Origin of the sequence: Aeromonas sp. 95A, from assembly GCF_051919235.1 — a bacterium.
GTDB lineage: Bacteria > Pseudomonadota > Gammaproteobacteria > Enterobacterales > Aeromonadaceae > Aeromonas > Aeromonas veronii.
This window is the reverse complement of the sequence record NZ_JBQBFC010000001.1, coordinates 115,737-135,872: the sequence shown is the minus strand read 5'-3', so window position 1 is coordinate 135,872 and position 20,136 is coordinate 115,737. Positions and strand designations below refer to the sequence as shown.

Below are 20,136 nucleotides of genomic sequence, written 5' to 3'. Positions count from 1 at the left end.
ATACAAAAAAGGCCGTGCCCCCGAGGGTCACGGCCTTCCACCATATCACTGAAGCACCACAGGATGCTGCACGTGCAATTCACTCATGTGTAATTAATGGCGTTCAGAGGCAAGGTTCAGGGTGTACTTGGGCAGTTCCACCACCAGATCCTCGTCCGCCAGTTTTGCCTGGCAACTAAGACGGGATTCCGGCTCTAGCCCCCACGCCTTGTCCAGCATGTCGTCTTCCAGCTCGTCGCTTGGCTCGAGCGAGTCAAAGCCCTCGCGCACCACGCAGTGGCAGGTGGTGCAGGCACAGGATTTCTCGCAGGCGTGCTCGATTTCGATGCCGTTGCGCAGCGCCACATCCAGAATGGTCTCGCCGCTTTGCCCCTCGAGGGCGGCGCCATCCGGACAGAGTACGGGATGAGGAAGAATGATCAGTTTTGGCATATTACACCTTGTTGACGTTTTGTCCGGTCAGCACCTTGCGGATGGAAGCGTCCATCCGGCGGGCTGCAAACTCGCCACTGACAGCATCGGCTGCCTCAATGGCTTCTTTGATTTGATGAGTTGCGCCGCTGTTGCGCATGGTCAGCAGATGGGCGATGGCGGCATCAATCTCGGCACGCTCGGCAGCATTGAGCAGGGCATCGCCATCGGCGGCCAGCGCCGCATTGAGACTCTCGACCACCCGGTCGGCTTCAACCTGCTGCTCGGCCAGCATGCGGGCATCCATATCCTGCTGGGCGTTCTCGATGGAGGCACTCAGCATGTTGAGGATATCCTGCTCCGCCAGCCCGTAAGAGGGCTTGACCTGGATCTCGGCCTGCACGCCGGAGGATTTCTCCATGGCACTGACCGAGAGCAGACCATCCGCATCCACCTGGAAGGTGACGCGAATATGGGCGGCGCCGGCTGCCATCGGCGGAATACCGGTCAGGGTAAAGCGGGCCAGGGAGCGGCAATCGGCCACCAACTCGCGTTCACCCTGTACCACGTGAATGGCCATGGCGGTCTGACCATCCTTGAAGGTGGTGAACTCCTGGGCGCGGGCAACCGGGATGGTGGTGTTGCGCGGGATCACCTTCTCGGCGAGGCCACCCATGGTCTCCAGACCCAGCGACAAGGGGATAACGTCCAGCAACAGCATCTCGGCATCGGGCTTGTTGCCCACCAGAATATCGGCCTGGATGGCGGCGCCAATGGCGACCACCTTGTCCGGATCGATGCTGGTCAGCGGCGCACGCTGGAAGAAATCGCCCACCAGTTCACGCACCAGCGGCACCCGGGTGGAACCACCGACCATCACCACTTCCAGCACTTCCACCTGTTCGAGACCGGCATCGCGCAGGGCGCGGCGACAAGCCAGCAAGGTCCGTTTCACCAGCGGGGTGATGAGTTCATCAAACTGGCTGCGGCTCACTGATCCCTGCCAGCCCGCAAAGGTGCACGCCACCTGCTCGGCATCGGTCAGGCCGTGTTTGACGGCAGCGGCCACATCCAGCAGCTCGCGCTGCAGATGGGCATCCAGCTCGCCGGAGAGGCCCGCTTGCTCCTTGATCCAGTCCGCCAGCAGGTGATCAAAATCATCACCGCCGAGGGCGGAATCGCCGCCGGTCGCCATCACTTCAAACACACCGCGGTGCAGACGCAGGATAGAGATATCGAAGGTACCGCCCCCCAGATCGTAAACCGCGATCACCCCTTCCTGACCGGAGTCAAGGCCATAGGCAATCGCGGCCGCGGTCGGCTCGTTGAGCAGACGCAGTACGTGCAGACCGGCCAGACGGGCCGCATCCTTGGTCCCCTGACGCTGGGCATCATCGAAATAGGCTGGCACGGTAATGACCACGCCATCTAGATCGCCACCCAGGGTCTGGGCGCCACGCTCGGCCAGCTTTTTGAGAATTTCGGCCGATACCTGCACCGGATTGACCAGCCCCTGACGGGTTTGCAGTTGCGGCATGCCATTGTCGGCGGCAACAAACTGGTAAGGCTGCTGGCGGGTATCGATATCGGCCAGCGCCTTGCCCATCATCCGTTTGACCGAGACGATGGTGTTGTGAGGATCGAGCGCCGCTTCGCGCTTGGCATCAATCCCCACTCGAATGGCGTCGCTTTGATAGTGCACCACTGACGGGAGCAGGTCGCGCCCTTGCTCATCGCAAAGGGTATCGGCGTGACCACTGCGAACCGCAGCGACGAGAGAGTTGGTGGTGCCGAGATCGATGCCGACGGCACGTTTGTGCTGATGAGGAACAGCGCTCTGGCCGGGTTCGGCGATTTGCAGTAATGCCATGGGTAATGAAACTTCCAGCGTTAAAGGATCAAGACTCGAGAAGCGAGTCTTCGAATCGTTCCAGCTCTTCGAGGAGCTTGTCGACAAACTTGAGTTTGCGAACGCAATCAGCGGCAACGAGATCTCTGCCGGCGGCAAGAGACTCGGTCAGCTGCTGCATCAACATCTGGTGATCATGCCTGATCTCGCTGCGAAAATCCTTGATGGCGCGCTCAGGGTCGGCGTCATCTTTCAGATCGGCCAGACGCTCGCGCCACTCCAGCTGCTGCATCAGAAACGCGGTATCTTGCAGAGTCTGCTGTTCACCACGGATATCGGTGCCACGCAGGGAGAGCAGATATTCGGCACGGCGCAGCGGCGCCTTGAGGGTGGTGAATGCTTCGTTGATCTGGGCGGCACGTTGCACCGCAGCCAGCTGCTCCCGTTCGGGGGCGGTGGCAAAACGATCAGGATGGAATTGGGTTTGCAGCTGGCGGTAGGTATCAGCCAACTGACGGGTATCGAGCTCGAAGCCTTCAACCAGCCCAAACAGCTCGAAATGATTCATGCAAACCTCTTGGAAACGTTCGCCACAACCTCACTCGCCCCTGGCAAATGAGATGTGGTTGAACGGGTCATGGGCGACCCGCTCAACCACAGACGAAGGATCATTGACGTCAAACATCTCAGACACTGAAGCTTTCGCCGCAACCACACTCGCCTTTGGCGTTGGGATTGTTGAACTGGAAGCCCTCGTTGAGGCCCTCCTTGACGAAATCCAGCTCGGTGCCATCCAGATGGATCAGGCTCTTGGCATCGACAATAATCTTGACGCCCTGCTGCTCGAACACCTGATCCTCATCGGTCAGTTCATCAACGAACTCAAGCACGTAGGCCAGACCGGAGCAGCCGGTGGTTTTGACGCCGAGGCGCAGGCCAATGCCCTTGCCCCGGTTAGCCAGAAAAGAGGAAACCCGTGCCGCGGCGGCATCTGTCATGGTAATAGCCATACTGCTCTCCGGCGCTTAGAGACCTTTCTTCTGCTTGTAATCGGCGATGGCGGCCTTGATGGCGTCCTCAGCCAGAATGGAGCAGTGGATCTTCACCGGTGGCAGGGCCAACTCTTCAGCGATATCGGTGTTCTTGATGCCAGCCGCTTCGTCCAGGGTCTTGCCCTTGACCCATTCGGTCACCAGGGAGCTGGAGGCGATGGCGGAACCGCAGCCGTAGGTCTTGAACTTGGCATCTTCGATGATGCCTTCGTCGCTGATCTTCAATTGCAGCTTCATCACGTCGCCACAGGCGGGCGCACCGACCATGCCGGTTGCAACGCTGGGATCATTCTTGTCGAAACCACCGACGTTGCGAGGATTCTCGTAGTGGTCGATTACTTTTTCACTGTAAGCCATATCTCACTCCTGCTAATTCTGTTGCTCACTGACCAAATAGATCAGTGATGAGCCCATTCGACCGTGTTCAGATCGACGCCGTCTTTGTACATCTCCCACAGAGGGGACATCTCGCGCAGACGACCGATGGAGTCACGAATAAGCTTGACCGCGTAGTCAATCTCTTCCTCGGTTGTGAAGCGACCCATGCTGAAACGGATGGAGCTGTGTGCCAGCTCGTCGTTCAGGCCCAGTGCGCGCAGCACATAGGAGGGTTCCAGGCTGGCGGAGGTACAGGCCGAACCGGAAGAGACTGCCAAATCTTTCAGCGCCATGATGAGGGATTCCCCTTCCACATAGGCAAAGCTGACGTTGAGGTTGCCCGGAACACGCTGATCCAGATCGCCATTGATGTAGACGGCTTCAATATCCTTGATGCCATTCCACAGACGCTGGCGCAGAGCCAAGATGCGCTCGCCTTCACTCACCATCTCTTCTTTGGCGATGCGGAAAGCTTCGCCCATCCCGACGATCTGGTGGGTCGGCAGAGTACCGGAACGCATGCCGCGCTCGTGGCCGCCACCGTGCATCTGGGCTTCCAGACGAACGCGGGGTTTGCGGCGAACAAACAGTGCACCGATCCCTTTCGGACCATACACCTTGTGCGCAGAGACGGAGAGCAGGTCCACTTTCAGTGCTTCCACATCTACCGGGATCTTGCCCACACTCTGAACGGCATCCACGTGCAGCAGGATCTTGCGGGAACGGCACAACTCGCCGATGGCGGCAATGTTCTGAACCACGCCGATTTCGTTGTTCACATGCATGATGCTGACCAGGATGGTGTCATCACGCATGGCATTCTCGATCATCTCGATAGTGAACAGGCCGTTGGGCATCGGCTCAAGATAGGTCACCTCGAACCCTTCACGCTCCAGCTGGCGACAGGTATCGAGCACCGCCTTGTGTTCGGTCTTGGAGGTGATGATGTGTTTGCCCTTGCTGGCATAGAAGTGGGCAACACCCTTGATGGCCAGGTTATTGGATTCGGTTGCACCGGAAGTGAAGACGATCTCGCGGGGATCGGCACCGATCAGATCTGCCACTTGATTACGGGCCAGATCCACCGCCTCTTCGGCTTGCCAGCCAAAGCGGTGAGAACGGGAAGCCGGATTGCCGAACAGGCCATCCATGGTGAGACACTGCATCATTTTTTCTGCGACACGCGGGTCCACCGGACAGGTTGCCGAATAATCAAGGTAAATAGGCAGTTTCATGTTTTTCTCCGTCACAGTCCGGGTCATACAGAGTCCCGCTGTGGAAAGCACGTTTATAGTTGGACTTTCAAGCTCACATCGCCGTGTTCTGCCCGATCAACCAGGGACAACACGGTCTTCATTTGTTCATCTTGCTTGCCGGCAATGCGGCGCACATCGGCCTGGCGTACCAGCTCGGCCAGCGTGATATCCCCGAGGAAGCTGGAGATCCTTTCACTGAGGTCGCGCCACAGGGAGTGAGTCAGGCACTGGGTACCGCCGTGGCAACCGCCCTTGCCGAGGCACTTGGTTGCATCGACCGACTCATCGACCGCGGTGATCACCTGACCAACCGAAATCTCGCCTGGGGCCAACCCGAGGCGATAACCACCACCCGGGCCACGCACGCTGCTCACCAGACCATGTTTACGCAGGCGGGCAAAGAGCTGCTCGAGATAGGACAACGAGATGCCCTGGCGCTCGGAAATATCGGCAAGGGGGACGGGCCCCTGCTCTGCATGCAGCGCCACGTCGAGCATGGCGGTTACAGCGTAACGTCCTTTTGAAGTCAGTCTCATGTGCCTTACCGTCTTGCGAAGCAATTTAATGGGGCACATGGTCACATACCCGACCAAATCAGTCAAGTATATGGTTGAGTAAATCAGTCGGATTAATCCGGTACGCGCGCTTTCTGCACCGAGGTCAGAATACCGCGCAGAATGTTGAGCTCAGCTGCTTCCGGCCGAGCCCGATTGAACAGGCGACGCAGCTTGCTCATCACATGACCCGGATGGTCATCAGCAATAAAACCGGTCTTCATCAGGGTTTGTTCCAGGTGCTGATAAAACCCTTCCAGCTGGGCGGCACTCGGATAGACCATCTCATCTTCAGGCTCGGCGGCCTGCCCCTGCAGCCAGCGCATCCGCACTTCGTAGCAGAGAGTCTGCACCGCCATGGCCAGATTGAGGGAGCTGTAATCAGGATTGGCCGGAATGGCCACGTGGTAGTGGCACTTTTGCAATTCGTCGTTGGTGAGACCGGTGCGTTCACGGCCAAACACCAGCGCGACCGGGTGCTGCATCCCCTCAACCACCGACTTTTCGCCGGCCTCACGGGGATCGAGCATGGGCCAGCTAAGGGTTCGAGAACGAGCGCTGGTGCCAATCACCAGACCACAATCGGCGATCGCGTCGTCCAGTGTCGGGACGATACGGGCATTGGCAAGCACATCGCTGGCACCAGCCGCCAGGGCGAAGGCATTGTCATCCGGCAAGGCTTGCGGATCAACCAATACCAGCTGGGTCAACCCCATGGTCTTCATGGCGCGAGCCGCAGACCCCATGTTGCCGGTATGAGAGGTGTTTACCAAAACGATACGAATCTGATCCAACATGCCCAGTCAATCTTCAGTCAAAAATGGCGCGCAATTGTAACATAAGAGAACACAATGTTGGCACCGTAAAAGCCGAGCCATTTCAGAACAAAACTACCCGTTTGTATAACAAACCAGCATGAGGGAAGTGAGAGGGGGGGACTAAACTTGATGGATATCCGATAAACGGCACAGGAGACACCGCGCCATGCTTCCTCCCTTTATCTATGAGAGATTGCCCAGCCTCTACCTGCTGGCAGCCATTGCCATTATTACGTTGAGTGAACAGCCCCTGCTCTGGTTTGCAGGCGCCTTGCTGTTTATCGCCGGAGCGGTGACCTGGATGATGCGCTCCAGCTACCGACGTACCGATCTGATTATCTTTCCGAGCAAACGCTGGCTACAGCCGGAGTGGCTGTATGAAGCGCAACCCTTTATCTGGCTGGCTGCGGGGCTGGCCATGTCACAGCTGCCCGCCCCTGCGGCACTCATCGCCTTGGTGCCCTGTCTGTGGGCCTGTCGTTGCCTCTGGGCACGGCACCATTATCGTCGCCATGCCCATGGGGTGATTGTCCACTTAAGACGGGATCCCGCCCGGCGCCGTCTGCACCGGAGCCTGCGCTGACTCGGTGCGGGCGCGTTCGATAAACGTCGCCAGATCCATCAGGGGATACTTCATCAGGCTTGGCAAACCATCGAGATCCAGACTGTCCATCAGGTTTTTCACCTCAAGACCCAGTTCGGTATCCCCTTCTATCTTCAGCTTGCGCTGGAAAAAGAGCGAATCCGGATCCTCTTTGCGACCGGCAATCAGGATCAGGTCGTTGGCGGTACCGCTGAAGCAGACATCGGCCTTGTCACACTCGCGAGCCACCACCAGCTGGCCATTCTGCTCACTGATAAACCAGCACAGCTCCAGATCAGAGACTTCGACTTTCAGCCACTTGTCTGCCAGAAACTCGAAATCGCCATCTTCGATAGCCTCTTTGAAAACCCGGGCCAGCAAACTCTCCATCAGCTGCTTTTGCAGATTGAACGGAACCAGCTTGAGGGGATGGCGCAAGAAGCGCGGAGCCTGTTCGACCAGGCGGCGTTGCAGTTGTTGAAACACGATAGACTCCCTTTTTTGCGCATTCAAACACAGGGAGAGTGGCAAGATCCTGTTGGAAATCAAACTTGTGCAGGGTTACCTCAAGAAGGGTAAAGCCACACAAAGCTGCCTCAGGTCAAAAAGCGGGAGTGCATGGCTGCATACAATCAGGGCTCGTTTGCCCTTCATATGCACTCTCGGAGCGTACCAATGGAATTACTCTGTCCGGCAGGCAGTTTGCCGGCACTGAAAACCGCCGTGGATAACGGGGCCGATGCCGTTTATATCGGTTTCAAGGATGACACCAATGCCCGCCACTTTGCCGGTCTCAACTTTACCGACAGCAAACTGGAGAAGGCGGTGGATTATGTGCATCAACATGGTCGCAAGCTGCATATTGCCATCAATACCTTTGCCCATCCCGGGGCCGATGCGCGATGGAAACAGGCGGTTGATCGCGGGGTAGCCCTCGGCGCCGATGCGTTAATCATCGCCGATCTCGCCGTGCTGGAATATGCCAGCCGCCACTACCCAGAGATGGAACTCCATGTCTCGGTGCAGGCCAGCGCCACCAATGCCGCCGCCATTCGCTTCTATCAGCAGCAATTCAATGTCACACGGGTGGTGCTGCCCCGGGTGCTCTCCATGCATCAGGTCAAGCAGTTGGCCCGCGAGACCGATGTCGGCCTCGAGGTATTCGCCTTTGGCAGCCTCTGCATCATGGCCGAGGGGCGCTGCTATCTCTCCTCCTACATGACTGGCGAGAGTCCCAACACCGTCGGCGCCTGCTCACCGGCCAAGTTCGTCCGTTGGGAAGAGACCCCTAATGGTCTCGAGTCGCGGCTCAACGAAGTGCTGATCGACCGCTACGGCCCGGGCGAAAATGCCGGCTATCCGACCCTGTGCAAGGGGCGTTTCGACGTGGATGGCCAGACCTACCACGCGCTGGAAGAGCCCACCAGTCTCAATACCCTCGGTCTGTTGCCCGAGCTGTTCAAGACCGGGATCCAGTCGGTCAAGATTGAAGGGCGCCAGCGCAGCCCCGCCTATGTGGAGCAAGTGACCCGGGTATGGCGTGCGGCCATCGATGCCTATCAGGCCAATCCCGAGGCCTATCAGGTCAAAGCTGAGTGGGATGCCCAGCTCGCCCGCGTCTCAGAAGGTAGCCAGACTACCCTCGGCGCCTACCATCGTCAGTGGCAATAAGGAGTCCACCCATGCAATTTTCTCTCGGGCCTCTGCTCTTCTACTGGCCCAAAGCCGATACCGAAGCCTTTTACCATGCTGCGGCCGACAGTCAGGCCGACATCATCTATCTGGGAGAGACCGTCTGCAGCAAGCGACGCGAACTCAAAGTCGATGACTGGATTGCGCTGGCCCGTCAGGTCGCCAGCTCCGGCAAGCAGGTGGTGCTCTCAACCCTCGCCCTTATCTCCGCCCCCTCCGAGCTCAAGGAGGTGAAGCGGCTGGTCGACAATGGCGATCTGATGGTCGAAGCCAACGATCTCGGTACGGTGCAACTCGCCTGGGAGGCAGGGATCCCCTTCGTCTGTGGCCCCGCCATCAACGCCTATAACGCCGATGTGCTGCGCATGTTGCTCAAACAGGGGATGAAACGCTGGGTCATGCCGGTGGAGCTCTCCCGTGACTGGCTGATCCAGCTCAATCAGGATCTGGGCCCCCTGCGCGACCAATTTGAGGTGGAGGTGTTTGCCTACGGCCATCTGCCGCTCGCCTATTCGGCGCGCTGCTTCACCGCCCGATCCCTCGACAAGCCCAAGGACAACTGCGAGCTCGCCTGCATCAACTACCCCACCGGACGACTGGCCAACAGCCGCGAGGGGCAGCGGGTGTTCAATCTCAACGGGATCCAGACCCAGTCCGGTTACTGCTACAACTTGGGTAACGAGCTGGCTGGTATGGAAGGTCTGGTGGATGTGGTCAGACTTTCACCGCAAGGGATGGAGACGCTGGAGATGGTGGCCCGCTTCAAAGCCAACCGGCAGGGCCAGGCTCCCCTCCCCTTGCAGCAAGGAAGCGACTGTAACGGCTACTGGCGCCAGATCCCCGGCATGAGCCTGGTGGAGTAAACCCGCCATTCGCCCAACAAAAAGGCCTCATCGCGAGGCCTTTTTTACCACTATCTGGCAGTAGATCAGGAGGGCTGATCACCCTTGTTACGAGCGCTCTGGGCACCTGGCGGCAAGGGCTTGCGCGCCATCAACTCCAGCTCCAGCAGCGCATAGCGGTGCTCGATGAAATCATAGACGTTGTTAGATAAGGCCAGCTTGAAGTAACTGATGGCCTCCTTGCGGTTGCCTTTGCCCAGCTCGAACTTGCCCAGATAGAAGTAGGTTTCACACAGGCGCTCGGCAAGCTCCCGGTTATCCTTCACCCCTTTCACCACGTTGCCCATCAGCTGGGAAGCGTTGATCTCGCCGGTATAGAGGCGAACCAGATCCCAGTTCCAGGCATCGTCATCGTACTTGTTGAGACGCTCGCGCATCCGGCTCATTGCGGCCGACGGGTCGAGTTTCTGCTCGGCCAGATAGAGCCAGATCACCCGATAGGGGTCTTCCGGCTGCGCCTCGTAGAAACGCTTCATATCGGCCGCGGCCAGTTCGGGACGGTTACCGTAATAGAGGGCGATGCCACGGTTCAGATAGGCATAGTCATAATCCGGCGCCAGCTCGAGGGCAGAATCGAAGGCATCATAGGCTTCGTCGTAATTCTGCTGCTGTACCAGATAGACGCCGATGAAGTTGTAGGCTTCGGCGAAATCCGGTTTCTCCCGCAGGGCACGGTTGAAATCGAGCCGCGCGAGGGAACGCAGACCAACCCGATCAAACACCACGGCACGCTCATAGAACAACTCTGCCCGTTGCTCGGTGGTCAGTTCCATTTCACTGAGCATCTGCCCGAGTCGGGCGAGCGCCAGCTCACTCTGGTAGGAGACCTGCAGGGGGGTCGCCAACACCAGTGAAGCAGGCTGCGGCTTGGGAACCTTGGGGGTGTTAACCTGACTGCTACTGCTGCAACCCCACATGGGAAGCAACAACAGGATACCGAGGAGGTATCCAATCCCTTTCCTGACGTTCAATGAACACTCCGACGCTTACGCTTGACCCCGCATATGGTAAAGGTCAACTGCCGCTTTGTCATGTAGCTGTGCCCCTCTACCTCAAATAAATCAGGATTCGACAGGGTATCCGGCATCGCACCAACCGCGAAAGCCGCCGTCGACGCTGATCACCTTGCGATAACCCATCTGTTGCAGGTTGTCCGCAGCCAGAATGGAGCGAAAACCACCACCACAATAGAGGTAGAGCTCGGTCTCGAGATCCGGGAACTGGGTCTCGATATCCCGCTCAATCACGCCACGACCCAGATATCGGGCACCGGGCAGATGGCCCCTGGCCCACTCGCTCTCTTCCCGCACGTCAATCAGGTGAAACGTGCGCCCTTCGTCCTGCCAGCGCTTGATCTGGTGAACATCGGTTTCGGTGATGCGGGAGCGGATCCCGTCAACCAGCGCCAAAAAACGGGGATTGTGATGCATGACAAACTCCTGTTGTTTAAATCATGTGCGTCAGCAAACGACACGCAGAGATAAGAAAAGAGCGCCATGAGGCGCTCTTCACTGTTACGGCAGGATTTCCTGTTGGTCCGCACCCTCTTTCTCTACCTGGGTGGGCAGCATGTGCTCGCGCTTGACGCCGAGGAACATGGCAAACGCACTCGCCACATAGATGGAAGAGTAGGTACCGAACGCCACACCGATCACCATGGCCACGGCAAAACCGTGGATCAGCGCACCACCCTTGAGCAGCAGCGCCAGCACCACGATAAAGGTAAGGCCGGAGGTGATGATGGTACGACTCAGGGTCTCGGTCATGGAGAGATCCAGAATGTACTCGGTATCCCCTTTACGCACCTTGCGGAAGTTCTCCCGCAAGCGGTCGAACACCACGATAGTATCGTTCAGGGAGTAACCCACCAGGGTCATCAGTGCCGCCAGTACAGTCAGGTCGAACTCGTACTGGAAGTAGGCAAAGACACCCAGCGTGATCACCACGTCGTGCACCAGGGAGAGAATGCCCCCCAGCGCCAGACGCCATTCGAAACGCACTGCCACGTAGGCCAAGATACAGAGGATGGAGGCCAGCATGGCCAGCGCACCGTCTGTCGCCAGTTCATCACCCACGGAAGGGCCGACGAACTCGACGCGTTTGAGCACTGCGCCCTCGTCGAGCTGCTTGGCCGCCGCCAGCACTTCGTTACCCTGTTGTTCTACCTTGACCCCCTCTTTCGGGGTCAGGCGGAACAGCACGTCACGGCTGGAGCCAAAGTGTTGCAGGGTTGCCCCTTCAATCTTCTGCTCTTCCAGAGCGTCGTGGATCTTGTCCAGGCTCACCGACTGCTGGAACCCCACCTCGATGGTGGTACCACCGGTAAAGTCCAGACCCCAGTTCAGACCCCGATCAAACAGGAAGAACAGGGCTACCACCATCAGCACGGAAGAGAAAACCACACCCGGCTTGGCATAGCGCATAAACGGGATCGGTTTTTCAAAATGTAGAATCTGAAACATCTCTCTATCCTCAGATGGGCAGCTTGTCGATACGCCGTCCACCCCAAGCCAGGTTGATAATGGCACGGGAAACTGTGATGGCAGTAAACATGGAGGCGGTCAGACCAATGCCCAGCGTCAGGGCAAAGCCCTTGATGGCGCCAGTACCGATTCCGAACAGGATCACACAGGTGATCAGCGAGGTCACGTTGGAGTCGGCGATGGTGGAGAATGCTCGATCAAAGCCCAGATGGATGGCTTGCTGAACACCCCGACCGTTGCGGATCTCTTCACGAATACGCTCGTAGATCAGCACGTTGGCATCCACCGCCATACCCAGCGTCAAGACGATACCGGCGATACCCGGCAATGTCATGGTGGCCCCCGGAATCATCGACATGATGCCGACAATCAACACCAGGTTCATACAGAGCGCCAGGTTGGCAACCCAGCCGAACGCGCGGTAGTAGATCCCCATGAACAGCACGATCACCAGCATGGCCCAGCCGATGGCTTCCATACCGCTGTCGATGTTCTGTTGACCCAGGCTCGGGCCAATGGTGCGCTCTTCCACGATCTGGATCGGGGCGATCAGGGCACCGGCACGCAGCAGCAGCGCCAGGTTGTGGGCTTCGTTGGCGTTGTCGATACCTGTGATACGGAACTGGCTGCCAAGACGCGACTGGATGGTGGCGACGTTGATCACCTCCTCCTGCTTGCGGAACTTGCGCTTGCCATCCGGACCCGGTTGACCGACCGGCTTGTACTCGATGAAGACGGTCGCCATCCCTTTACCGACGTTATCCTTGGTAAAGTTGGCCATCTTGTTGCCACCCTGGCCATCCAGCTTGATGTTGACCTGGGGACGGCTGTACTCGTCGAAACCGGACTGGGCACCCACGATGTGGTCACCGGTCAGGATCACCCGCTTTTGCAGCACCACGGGACGACCATTGCGATCGTTGTAGACCTTGGAGCTGGGCGGGACACGGCCATCGGCCGCAGCCTGGATGTCGGCAGTCTCATCGACCATGTGGAATTCCAGGGTCGCGGTTGCACCCAGGATCTCCTTGGCGCGGGCGGTATCCTGAATACCGGGCAGTTCAACGACAATGCGCTCGGCGCCTTGCTGTTGTACCAGCGGCTCGGCCACGCCCAGTTCGTTGACCCGGTTACGGATGATGGTGATGTTCTGCTCGAGGGCGTACTTCTTCACTTCCTTGATCTTGGCTTCGCTCAGACCCGCCAGCAGGATGAACTCATCCCCTTTCTGCTCGGTAGTGAAAGTCAAATCAGGGTTCTGACGACGCAGATGAGAAACGGCGCGTTCCTGATCGGCTTCGTCACGGAAGATCACCTGCACCTGATCACCGACCCGGCGCACGCCGGAGTAACGGATCTTCTGGGTGCGCAGCTCAGAGCGGAAATCCTGCACCATCTGCTCTTGCTGCTTGGTCAGTGCTTCGGCCATGTCCACTTCCATCAGGAAGTGCACACCACCGCGCAGATCAAGACCCAGCTTCAGAGGCGCCGCACCGATGGCTTCGAGCCAGGCGGGAGTGGAAGGTGCCAGGTTGAGTGCGGTAATGAAGTTGTCGCCCAGCTTGTTGGCAACGATATCGCGCGCCTTCAGCTGGTCTTCGGTGTTCTTGAAACGGATCAGGATAAAACCGTGCTCGAATGCAGCATGTTTGACCGGGATCTTGGCCGCTTCAAGGGTCTCTTTCACCAGATCAAGAGTATCTAGCTTGACTTCGGCACCACGGCTGGCAGAAACCTGCAAAGCCGGATCTTCGCCGTAAAGATTGGGGGCTGCATATAGAAAACCGATGGCGATCACCAGGATCACCATCAGGTATTTCCACAGCGGATAGCGATTCAACACGCTGTGCTCCTTGGGAGATTAAAGGGACTGGATAGAACCCTTGGGCAGAACGGCAGAGACGAAGTCCTTTTTGATGGTGACTTGAGTCTGGTCGTTCAGGGCGATCACCAGGTAATCGCTGTCTGCAGCCACTTTGGCAATTTTGCCAACCAGGCCACCGGAAGTGAGCACTTCATCACCCTTGGACAAGGAGCTCATCAGATTGCGGTGATCCTTGGCACGCTTGGCCTGGGGACGATAGATCATGAAGTAGAAGATCAGGCCGAATACGGCCAGCATGATGATCATTTCCATACCACCACCCTGTGCACCCGGTGCTGCGCCTTCTGCATACGCCTTGGAGATAATGCTCATTTAACAACCTCTTATTGATGTAGATTTAAAAAAACAAAATTATATGTTGTTGTTATTTAACGTCATTTTCAGCTAACGGAGGCACAGGCTTCCCTTGCCGACGGTAAAACTCTGTTACAAAGTCGTCTAATTTACCCTGCTCGATCGCGTCCCGCAAACCCTGCATCACACGCTGGTAGTAACGCAGGTTATGAATCGTATTCAGACGGGCACCGAGGATCTCGTTGCACTTGTCCAGATGGTGCAGGTAGCTGCGGCTGTAGTTCTTGCAGGTGTAGCAATCGCATTCGGCATCCAGGGTGCTGGTGTCGTTGCGGTGCTGGGCATTGCGGATCTTCACTACGCCATCGGTGGTGAACAGGTGGCCGTTGCGGGCGTTGCGAGTCGGCATGACGCAGTCGAACATGTCGATACCACGGCGCACCCCTTCCACCAAGTCTTCCGGCTTGCCGACCCCCATCAGGTAGCGTGGCTTGTCAGCCGGAATTTTCGGGCAGACGTGCTCGAGGATTCGGTGCATGTCCTCTTTCGGTTCGCCCACGGCCAGACCACCGACTGCATAACCGTCGAAACCGATCTCCAGCAGCCCCTTGAGGGAGACATCCCGCAGATCTTCGTAGACCGAGCCCTGAATGATGCCGAACAGGGCGTTCTTGTTGCCCAGCGCATCAAACTTGTCGCGGGAGCGCTTGCCCCAGCGCAGGGACATCTCCATGGACTTGCGCGCTTCTTCATAAGTGGCCGGGTACGGGGTGCACTCGTCGAAGATCATCACGATGTCGGAGCCCAGATCGTACTGGATCTCCATGGACTTCTCGGGGTCGAGGAAGATCTTCTCGCCATTGATGGGGTGACGGAAGTGGACGCCCGCTTCGGTGATCTTGCGAATATGGCCCAGGCTGAACACCTGGAAACCACCGGAGTCGGTCAGGATCGGGCCCTGCCAGTTCATGAAGTCATGCAGATCGCCGTGGGCACGCATCACTTCCTGACCCGGACGCAACCAGAGGTGGAAGGTGTTACCCAGCAGGATCTGAGCGCCGGTTTCACGCACTTCTTCCGGGGTCATCCCCTTGACGGTGCCGTAAGTCCCGACCGGCATAAAGGCCGGCGTTTGTACCACACCACGTTCGAAGACCAGTTGACCGCGACGGGCACGGCCGTCGGTGGTTTTCAGTTCAAATTTCATTGCTACCTCGGCTGCGTCAGATAAACAGTCTGACAATAGGAGGGCCGCTCACGGCCCGGTAAATAAGCTGAAGCTTATGCTTCAACCTGGCGACGGGTGACGAACATGGCGTCCCCGTAGCTGAAGAAACGGTACTGCCCGGCCACGGCTGCCTGATAGGCCGCCATCACGTTGTCATAACCGGCAAAGGCGCTGACCAGCATGATCAGGGTCGACTCCGGCAGATGGAAGTTGGTGACCATGGCATCGACAATCTGGAACTGATAGCCAGGGAAGATGAAGATATCGGTGTCACTAAAGAAGGGCGCCAGCGGTTTGCCCTGCGCCAGGGTGACCTTGGCCGCGCTCTCCAGCGAACGGACCGAGGTGGTGCCAACGGCAATCACCCGACCACCACGGGCACGGGTGGCCGCGATGGCATCTACCACCTCTTGCGGCACTTCCGCATACTCGGAGTGCATGTGGTGATCTTCAATCTTCTCAACCCGCACCGGCTGGAAGGTCCCCGCCCCTACATGCAGGGTGACGAAGGCCGTTTCAACCCCTTTGGCCCGAATTTTCTCAAGCAGCGGCTCATCAAAGTGCAGGCCGGCGGTCGGCGCGGCGACGGCGCCCGGCTTTTGATTGTAAACGGTCTGGTAGCGCTCCTTGTCGGCATCCTCGTCGGGACGGTCGATATAGGGGGGCAGCGGCATGTGGCCGATGGCCTCCAAAATTTCCAGCACCGGACGCGGGTCGAGGAAGTGGATCTCGAACAGAGCGTCGTGGCGGGCGCGCATCTCGGCTTCAACGCCACCATCCATGATCATCCGGGTGCCGGGCTTAGGCGCCTTGGAGGCACGGACATGGGCCAGCACGCTGTGCTCGTCCAGAATGCGCTCGACCAGTACCTCCAGCTTGCCGCCGCTGGCCTTCTGGCCAAACATGCGCGCCGGAATGACACGGGTGTTATTGAATACCAGCAGGTCACCCGGATTGAGCTGATCCAGCACATCCACAAATTGACCGTGGCGCAGGGCGCCAGTTTGACCATCGAGCTGCAACAGGCGGCTGGCAGTACGCTCTGCCATCGGATAGCGGGCAATCAGCTCGTCTGGCAGATCAAAATGAAAATCGGATACTTGCATCTTTCACCTCGGGGGGAATCGGCGGCTAGTCTAGTTATCCCCATCTTCCAAGGCAACCCAAAAGACCAAAAACCCAAGAGAGACAAGGGGTAGCGAGCAATATTGAGACACACCTCCGGTTAATGATTCTTTAATGTTCTGTATTGACCCTGATCATGTTTTGCCAATGGGCGCTGGGCTAGGGTGAAAGCAGATACACAAGGAGGCCCACCATGATGACCCTATCCGAAATCATGACCGAACACCCCTTCACTCTGGGTCCGTCAAACAGTGTCAAACAGGCGATGGACCTGATGCAGCAGGAGCGGATCCGCCACATTCCCATCGTCGACGAGCAGCACCACCTGCTGGGGTTGGTAACCCTCACCGATATCCTGGCCACCCGGGAATCCAAGCTGCTGCTCATCAGCCCGGAGCGGGAAGCCGAATTTACCGACAGCGTGCAACTCGACGAGATCATGACACGGCAAGTGGCGAGCGTAGATCCTCACGCCGGCATCAAGGAGGCGGCACTTTACCTGCAGCGGCACAGATATGGCTGCCTGCCGGTACTCAAAGGACGCAAGCTAATCGGCATTGTCACCGAGTCGGACTTTATTGCCGTGGCCATCAACCTGCTGGAATTGATGGAAGAGCAGGAACCACCTATCGACTTTTGACAGAACCACCTGTAATTAAATTACAATAAAAGCGTTTTCAGTCGTCAAAATAAGCTGAAACGATGAAACACTTTCATTTTGATTGAAAAATTACACCAAATGCTTGCCTTGTGATCTGCGTCACACTATCATCCTCTCATGCAATAGTTGCCGAGGGGGAGACGAGGGATTGTGCACCCATTATCTTCCTCTCATATGTCTGCAAGTTTGCACACCCCGTAGTTAGTCTTTGCTGTAAAGCATTTGTTTATATAGCCATTCCTTGTTTGATGACCCGGCCCTGTCGTTGCGATAGCGCCGGGATTTTTTTATCTGCGCCTTTCGGCCTCCCCTTGCCAGCACATCCCCATCGCTGCGACCAACGGCCTCAACCTCCTCGCCACCTGTTTGCACCACCGTTTATCTCATCGCGTCATCGTGGCTCTGCACACCCCTTCTTATGCCTTGAAAAGGCGATGTAGCGCACAGACATTGAACCACGACAAGGAGTTATCTCAGTAGGTCAGAGATATTCATGTTAGGTACAGCCATAGTGAGCTATCTAATAAGTAGATTTAAGCGATTCAAAATTGCGGCTTTTATCGATTAACGGAAGCCCCTATGATGAATCCATCGAAAGTTAAGCGCCTCGTCTGGCAAGACTCTTCAACACCAGACCGGCATATGTACATCACCAAGGAGCAATTACATGTCTACCTACATCAACACTGAAATCAAGCCGTTCAATGCTACCGCCTACCACAATGGCAAATTCGTTCAGGTGTCTGACGCTGACCTGAAAGGCAAGTGGTCCGTGGTCTTCTTCTACCCGGCTGACTTCACCTTCGTTTGCCCGACCGAGCTGGGCGACCTGGCTGACAACTACGCTGAATTCCAGAAGCTGGGCGTCGAGATCTACTCTGTCTCTACCGATACCCACTTCACTCACAAAGCATGGCACGACACTTCTGACACCATTCAGAAGATCCAGTACCCGATGATTGGTGACCCGACTGGTACCATCACCCGCAACTTCGGCGTGATGATCGAAGAAGCTGGTCTGGCTGACCGCGGTACCTTCGTAATTGACCCGCAGGGCATCATCCAGATCGTCGAGATCAATGCTGGCGGCATCGGCCGTGACGCACTGGAACTGCTGCGCAAAGTCAAAGCGGCCCAGTATGTTGCTTCCCACCCGGGTGAAGTGTGCCCGGCTAAATGGAAAGAAGGCGAAGCCACTCTGGCCCCGTCCCTGGACCTGGTAGGCAAGATCTAAGCCTCCCGCTTCCAAGACCGGCCCGTATAAGGGCCGGTTTTGTTTCCGGCCCCAAGCAAAGGCGCCGGTCTGCTTTCCGGCTTACATCTCACGCCGACCCGCAATCACAAGAAGGAATTCGAAGATGTTGGATACCAACCTCAAACAACAGCTGAACACCTATCTGCAGTACATCGTCAATCCCATCGAGATCAGCGTGTCCGGCAACGACAGCGACAAATCTGCAGAGCTGCTGGCACTGGCCAGCGAGATCGCCGAGATGTCCCCCAAGATCACCCAGACCTCTGGCACTGCCGCTCGCAAGCCTTCCATGAGTGTCGCGCCGCAGGGCCAAGCCCCGCGCGTTCACTTTGCCGGCATCCCCATGGGTCATGAATTTACCTCTCTGGTGCTCGCCCTGCTGCAAAGCGGCGGCCACCCCTCCAAGGCCGATGCGGCCGTGCAGGAGCAGATCCGCAATCTCAAAGGTGAGTTCCACTTCGAGACCTATATCTCCCTCTCCTGCCACAACTGCCCGGACGTAGTACAGGCCCTCAACCTGATGGCGACCCTGAACCCCGGCATCACCCACACCATGATCGACGGCGCCCTGTTCCAGGAAGAGGTTGCCGAGCGTCAAATCATGGCGGTACCGAATGTCTACCTGAACGGCCAACCGTTCAGCCAGGGCCGTATCTCGCTGGAAGAGATCGTCGCCAAACTCGACACAGGTGCTGCCGAGCGCAAGGCTGCCGAGCTGAATGAGAAAGCTCCCTACGACGTACTGGTCGTGGGCGGTGGCCCGGCGGGCGCCGCAGCGGCCATCTATGCCGCTCGTAAAGGCATTCGCACCGCCATCGTTGCCGAGCGCTTTGGTGGTCAGGTGATGGACACCGTCGGCATCGAGAACTTTATCTCCGTGCCCTATACCGAAGGCCCCAAGCTGGCCGCCAGCCTGGAGCAGCACGTCAAAGAGTACGGCGTGGAAGTGATAACCGAACAGCGCGCCGCCGCCATCAGCAAAGATGGATATGTGAACGTGAATCTCGCCTCTGGCGCCACCTTGAAGAGCCGCGCCGTGATCCTGGCTACCGGTGCGCGCTGGCGTGACCTGAACGTGCCGGGTGAGATCGAGTACCGCACCAAGGGCGTGGCCTACTGCCCGCACTGCGATGGCCCCTTCTTCAAGGGCAAGCGAGTGGCGGTAATCGGTGGCGGTAACTCCGGCATCGAGGCAGCGATCGACTTGGCTGGCATCGTCGAACACGTCACCGTAGTGGAATTTGCCGATACCCTGCGTGCCGATGAAGTGCTGCAGAAGAAGGCTCGCTCCATGGGCAATATCGACATCATCATGAGCGCTCGCACCACCGAAGTGATCGGTGATGGCAGCAAGGTGGTCGGTATGGACTACGAAGATCGCACCACCGGTGAGATCAAACACCTGGCGGTGGCGGGTATCTTCGTCCAGATCGGCCTGGTACCGAACACCGAGTTCCTGAAAGGGAGCGAGATTGCCCTGACCCGCTTTGGCGAGATCGAGATCGATACCAAAGGGGCGACCTCCCTGCCCGGCGTCTACGCCGCAGGGGATGCCACCACGGTACCGTTCAAGCAGATCATCATCTCCATGGGTGCTGGCGCCACCGCCGCACTGGGTGCGTTTGATTACCTCATCCGCAACCCGGCTCCTGAAGCGACCCAGGCTGATGCTTTGACCGCCTGATAAGCCCCGCCAACAAAAAGCCGACG

At 57.7% G+C, this 20,136-nt stretch carries 22 protein-coding genes; 6 read left to right on the top strand and 16 right to left on the bottom strand.

The genetic code is table 11. From position 1 onward, the window contains the following. Positions 1-93 precede the first annotated feature (93 nt). From fdx to trmJ, 8 genes are all read right to left on the bottom strand, one after another. Positions 94-432 carry an ISC system 2Fe-2S type ferredoxin gene (gene fdx / locus ACTG2U_RS00550; RefSeq protein WP_005333808.1) on the bottom strand — a complete coding sequence of 113 codons (339 nt, stop codon included), beginning with the start codon at positions 430-432 and terminating at the stop codon, positions 94-96. Between the two features lies 1 nt (position 433). After that, on the bottom strand, positions 434-2,281 hold the full coding sequence (gene hscA / locus ACTG2U_RS00545) for a Fe-S protein assembly chaperone HscA (protein ID WP_338710021.1): 1,848 nt from the start codon (positions 2,279-2,281) through the stop codon (positions 434-436). Positions 2,282-2,309: 28 nt separating this feature from the next. After that, the gene (hscB, locus tag ACTG2U_RS00540) at positions 2,310-2,828 is read right to left on the bottom strand and encodes a co-chaperone HscB (RefSeq protein ID WP_005351031.1); all 519 of its coding nucleotides are present in this window, start codon (positions 2,826-2,828) and stop codon (positions 2,310-2,312) included. A gap of 118 nt (positions 2,829-2,946) precedes the next feature. Further along, positions 2,947-3,270 (bottom strand): iron-sulfur cluster assembly protein IscA, encoded by a 324-nt coding sequence (gene iscA, locus ACTG2U_RS00535; RefSeq protein WP_005333812.1) that lies wholly within the window; start codon positions 3,268-3,270, stop codon positions 2,947-2,949. Positions 3,271-3,285: 15 nt separating this feature from the next. Continuing rightward, entirely contained in the window at positions 3,286-3,669 is a 384-nt protein-coding gene (gene iscU / locus ACTG2U_RS00530) for a Fe-S cluster assembly scaffold IscU (protein WP_005333813.1), read from the bottom strand. Between the two features lie 41 nt (positions 3,670-3,710). Further along, a complete protein-coding gene (locus tag ACTG2U_RS00525; protein ID WP_021229687.1) occupies positions 3,711-4,925 on the bottom strand; it encodes an IscS subfamily cysteine desulfurase in 1,215 nt (404 codons plus the stop codon). 53 nt (positions 4,926-4,978) lie between these two features. Beyond that, on the bottom strand, positions 4,979-5,482 hold the full coding sequence (iscR, locus tag ACTG2U_RS00520) for a Fe-S cluster assembly transcriptional regulator IscR (RefSeq protein ID WP_026035025.1): 504 nt from the start codon (positions 5,480-5,482) through the stop codon (positions 4,979-4,981). A gap of 92 nt (positions 5,483-5,574) precedes the next feature. Continuing rightward, positions 5,575-6,297: a tRNA (cytosine(32)/uridine(32)-2'-O)-methyltransferase TrmJ gene (trmJ, locus tag ACTG2U_RS00515; protein ID WP_047434362.1), complete on the bottom strand. Its 723-nt coding sequence runs from the start codon at positions 6,295-6,297 to the stop codon at positions 5,575-5,577. A gap of 187 nt (positions 6,298-6,484) precedes the next feature. On the opposite strand from trmJ, the gene ACTG2U_RS00510 reads away from it, so the two are divergent. Beyond that, complete coding sequence (locus ACTG2U_RS00510) at positions 6,485-6,901, top strand: hypothetical protein (protein WP_005351023.1); 417 nt, start codon at positions 6,485-6,487, stop codon at positions 6,899-6,901. Here ACTG2U_RS00510 and ubiT read toward each other — a convergent pair. After that, on the bottom strand, positions 6,854-7,387 hold the full coding sequence (ubiT, locus tag ACTG2U_RS00505) for a ubiquinone anaerobic biosynthesis accessory factor UbiT (protein ID WP_005344837.1): 534 nt from the start codon (positions 7,385-7,387) through the stop codon (positions 6,854-6,856). The two genes, ACTG2U_RS00510 and ubiT, sit on opposite strands and share 48 nt — an antisense overlap. Positions 7,388-7,576: 189 nt before the next feature. Here ubiT and ubiU point away from each other — a divergent pair, with 189 nt between their 5' ends. Next, on the top strand, positions 7,577-8,572 hold the full coding sequence (gene ubiU, locus ACTG2U_RS00500; protein WP_005344835.1) for a ubiquinone anaerobic biosynthesis protein UbiU: 996 nt from the start codon (positions 7,577-7,579) through the stop codon (positions 8,570-8,572). Between the two features lie 11 nt (positions 8,573-8,583). Next, positions 8,584-9,456, top strand: a complete 873-nt coding sequence (locus tag ACTG2U_RS00495; protein WP_429066830.1) for a U32 family peptidase — start codon at positions 8,584-8,586, stop codon at positions 9,454-9,456. 65 nt (positions 9,457-9,521) lie between these two features. Here the strand turns inward: ACTG2U_RS00495 and nlpI are convergent, their stop codons facing one another. From nlpI to queA, 7 genes are all read right to left on the bottom strand, one after another. Next, positions 9,522-10,466 (bottom strand): lipoprotein NlpI, encoded by a 945-nt coding sequence (gene nlpI, locus ACTG2U_RS00490; RefSeq protein ID WP_005351017.1) that lies wholly within the window; start codon positions 10,464-10,466, stop codon positions 9,522-9,524. A gap of 90 nt (positions 10,467-10,556) precedes the next feature. Next, positions 10,557-10,925, bottom strand: coding sequence for a rhodanese-like domain-containing protein (locus tag ACTG2U_RS00485; protein ID WP_005351016.1), 369 nt, complete (start codon positions 10,923-10,925; stop codon positions 10,557-10,559). 84 nt (positions 10,926-11,009) lie between these two features. Further along, positions 11,010-11,957: a protein translocase subunit SecF gene (secF, locus tag ACTG2U_RS00480; RefSeq protein WP_005337322.1), complete on the bottom strand. Its 948-nt coding sequence runs from the start codon at positions 11,955-11,957 to the stop codon at positions 11,010-11,012. A 10-nt stretch (positions 11,958-11,967) separates the two neighbouring features. Beyond that, positions 11,968-13,821, bottom strand: coding sequence for a protein translocase subunit SecD (secD, locus tag ACTG2U_RS00475; RefSeq protein WP_005337324.1), 1,854 nt, complete (start codon positions 13,819-13,821; stop codon positions 11,968-11,970). An 18-nt stretch (positions 13,822-13,839) separates the two neighbouring features. Then, on the bottom strand, positions 13,840-14,175 hold the full coding sequence (gene yajC, locus ACTG2U_RS00470) for a preprotein translocase subunit YajC (RefSeq protein WP_005337327.1): 336 nt from the start codon (positions 14,173-14,175) through the stop codon (positions 13,840-13,842). A 52-nt stretch (positions 14,176-14,227) separates the two neighbouring features. Beyond that, positions 14,228-15,364: a tRNA guanosine(34) transglycosylase Tgt gene (tgt, locus tag ACTG2U_RS00465; protein WP_005337329.1), complete on the bottom strand. Its 1,137-nt coding sequence runs from the start codon at positions 15,362-15,364 to the stop codon at positions 14,228-14,230. 74 nt (positions 15,365-15,438) lie between these two features. Beyond that, complete coding sequence (gene queA / locus ACTG2U_RS00460; protein ID WP_005344678.1) at positions 15,439-16,491, bottom strand: tRNA preQ1(34) S-adenosylmethionine ribosyltransferase-isomerase QueA; 1,053 nt, start codon at positions 16,489-16,491, stop codon at positions 15,439-15,441. A 212-nt stretch (positions 16,492-16,703) separates the two neighbouring features. Between queA and ACTG2U_RS00455 the strand changes: the two genes are divergently transcribed. From ACTG2U_RS00455 to ahpF, 3 genes are all read left to right on the top strand, one after another. Then, positions 16,704-17,150: a CBS domain-containing protein gene (locus tag ACTG2U_RS00455; RefSeq protein ID WP_041235032.1), complete on the top strand. Its 447-nt coding sequence runs from the start codon at positions 16,704-16,706 to the stop codon at positions 17,148-17,150. Positions 17,151-17,838: 688 nt separating this feature from the next. Further along, the gene (gene ahpC / locus ACTG2U_RS00450; protein ID WP_005337335.1) at positions 17,839-18,405 is read left to right on the top strand and encodes an alkyl hydroperoxide reductase subunit C; all 567 of its coding nucleotides are present in this window, start codon (positions 17,839-17,841) and stop codon (positions 18,403-18,405) included. Positions 18,406-18,529: 124 nt separating this feature from the next. Continuing rightward, positions 18,530-20,110 carry an alkyl hydroperoxide reductase subunit F gene (gene ahpF, locus ACTG2U_RS00445; protein ID WP_429066828.1) on the top strand — a complete coding sequence of 527 codons (1,581 nt, stop codon included), beginning with the start codon at positions 18,530-18,532 and terminating at the stop codon, positions 20,108-20,110. Positions 20,111-20,136 lie beyond the last annotated feature (26 nt).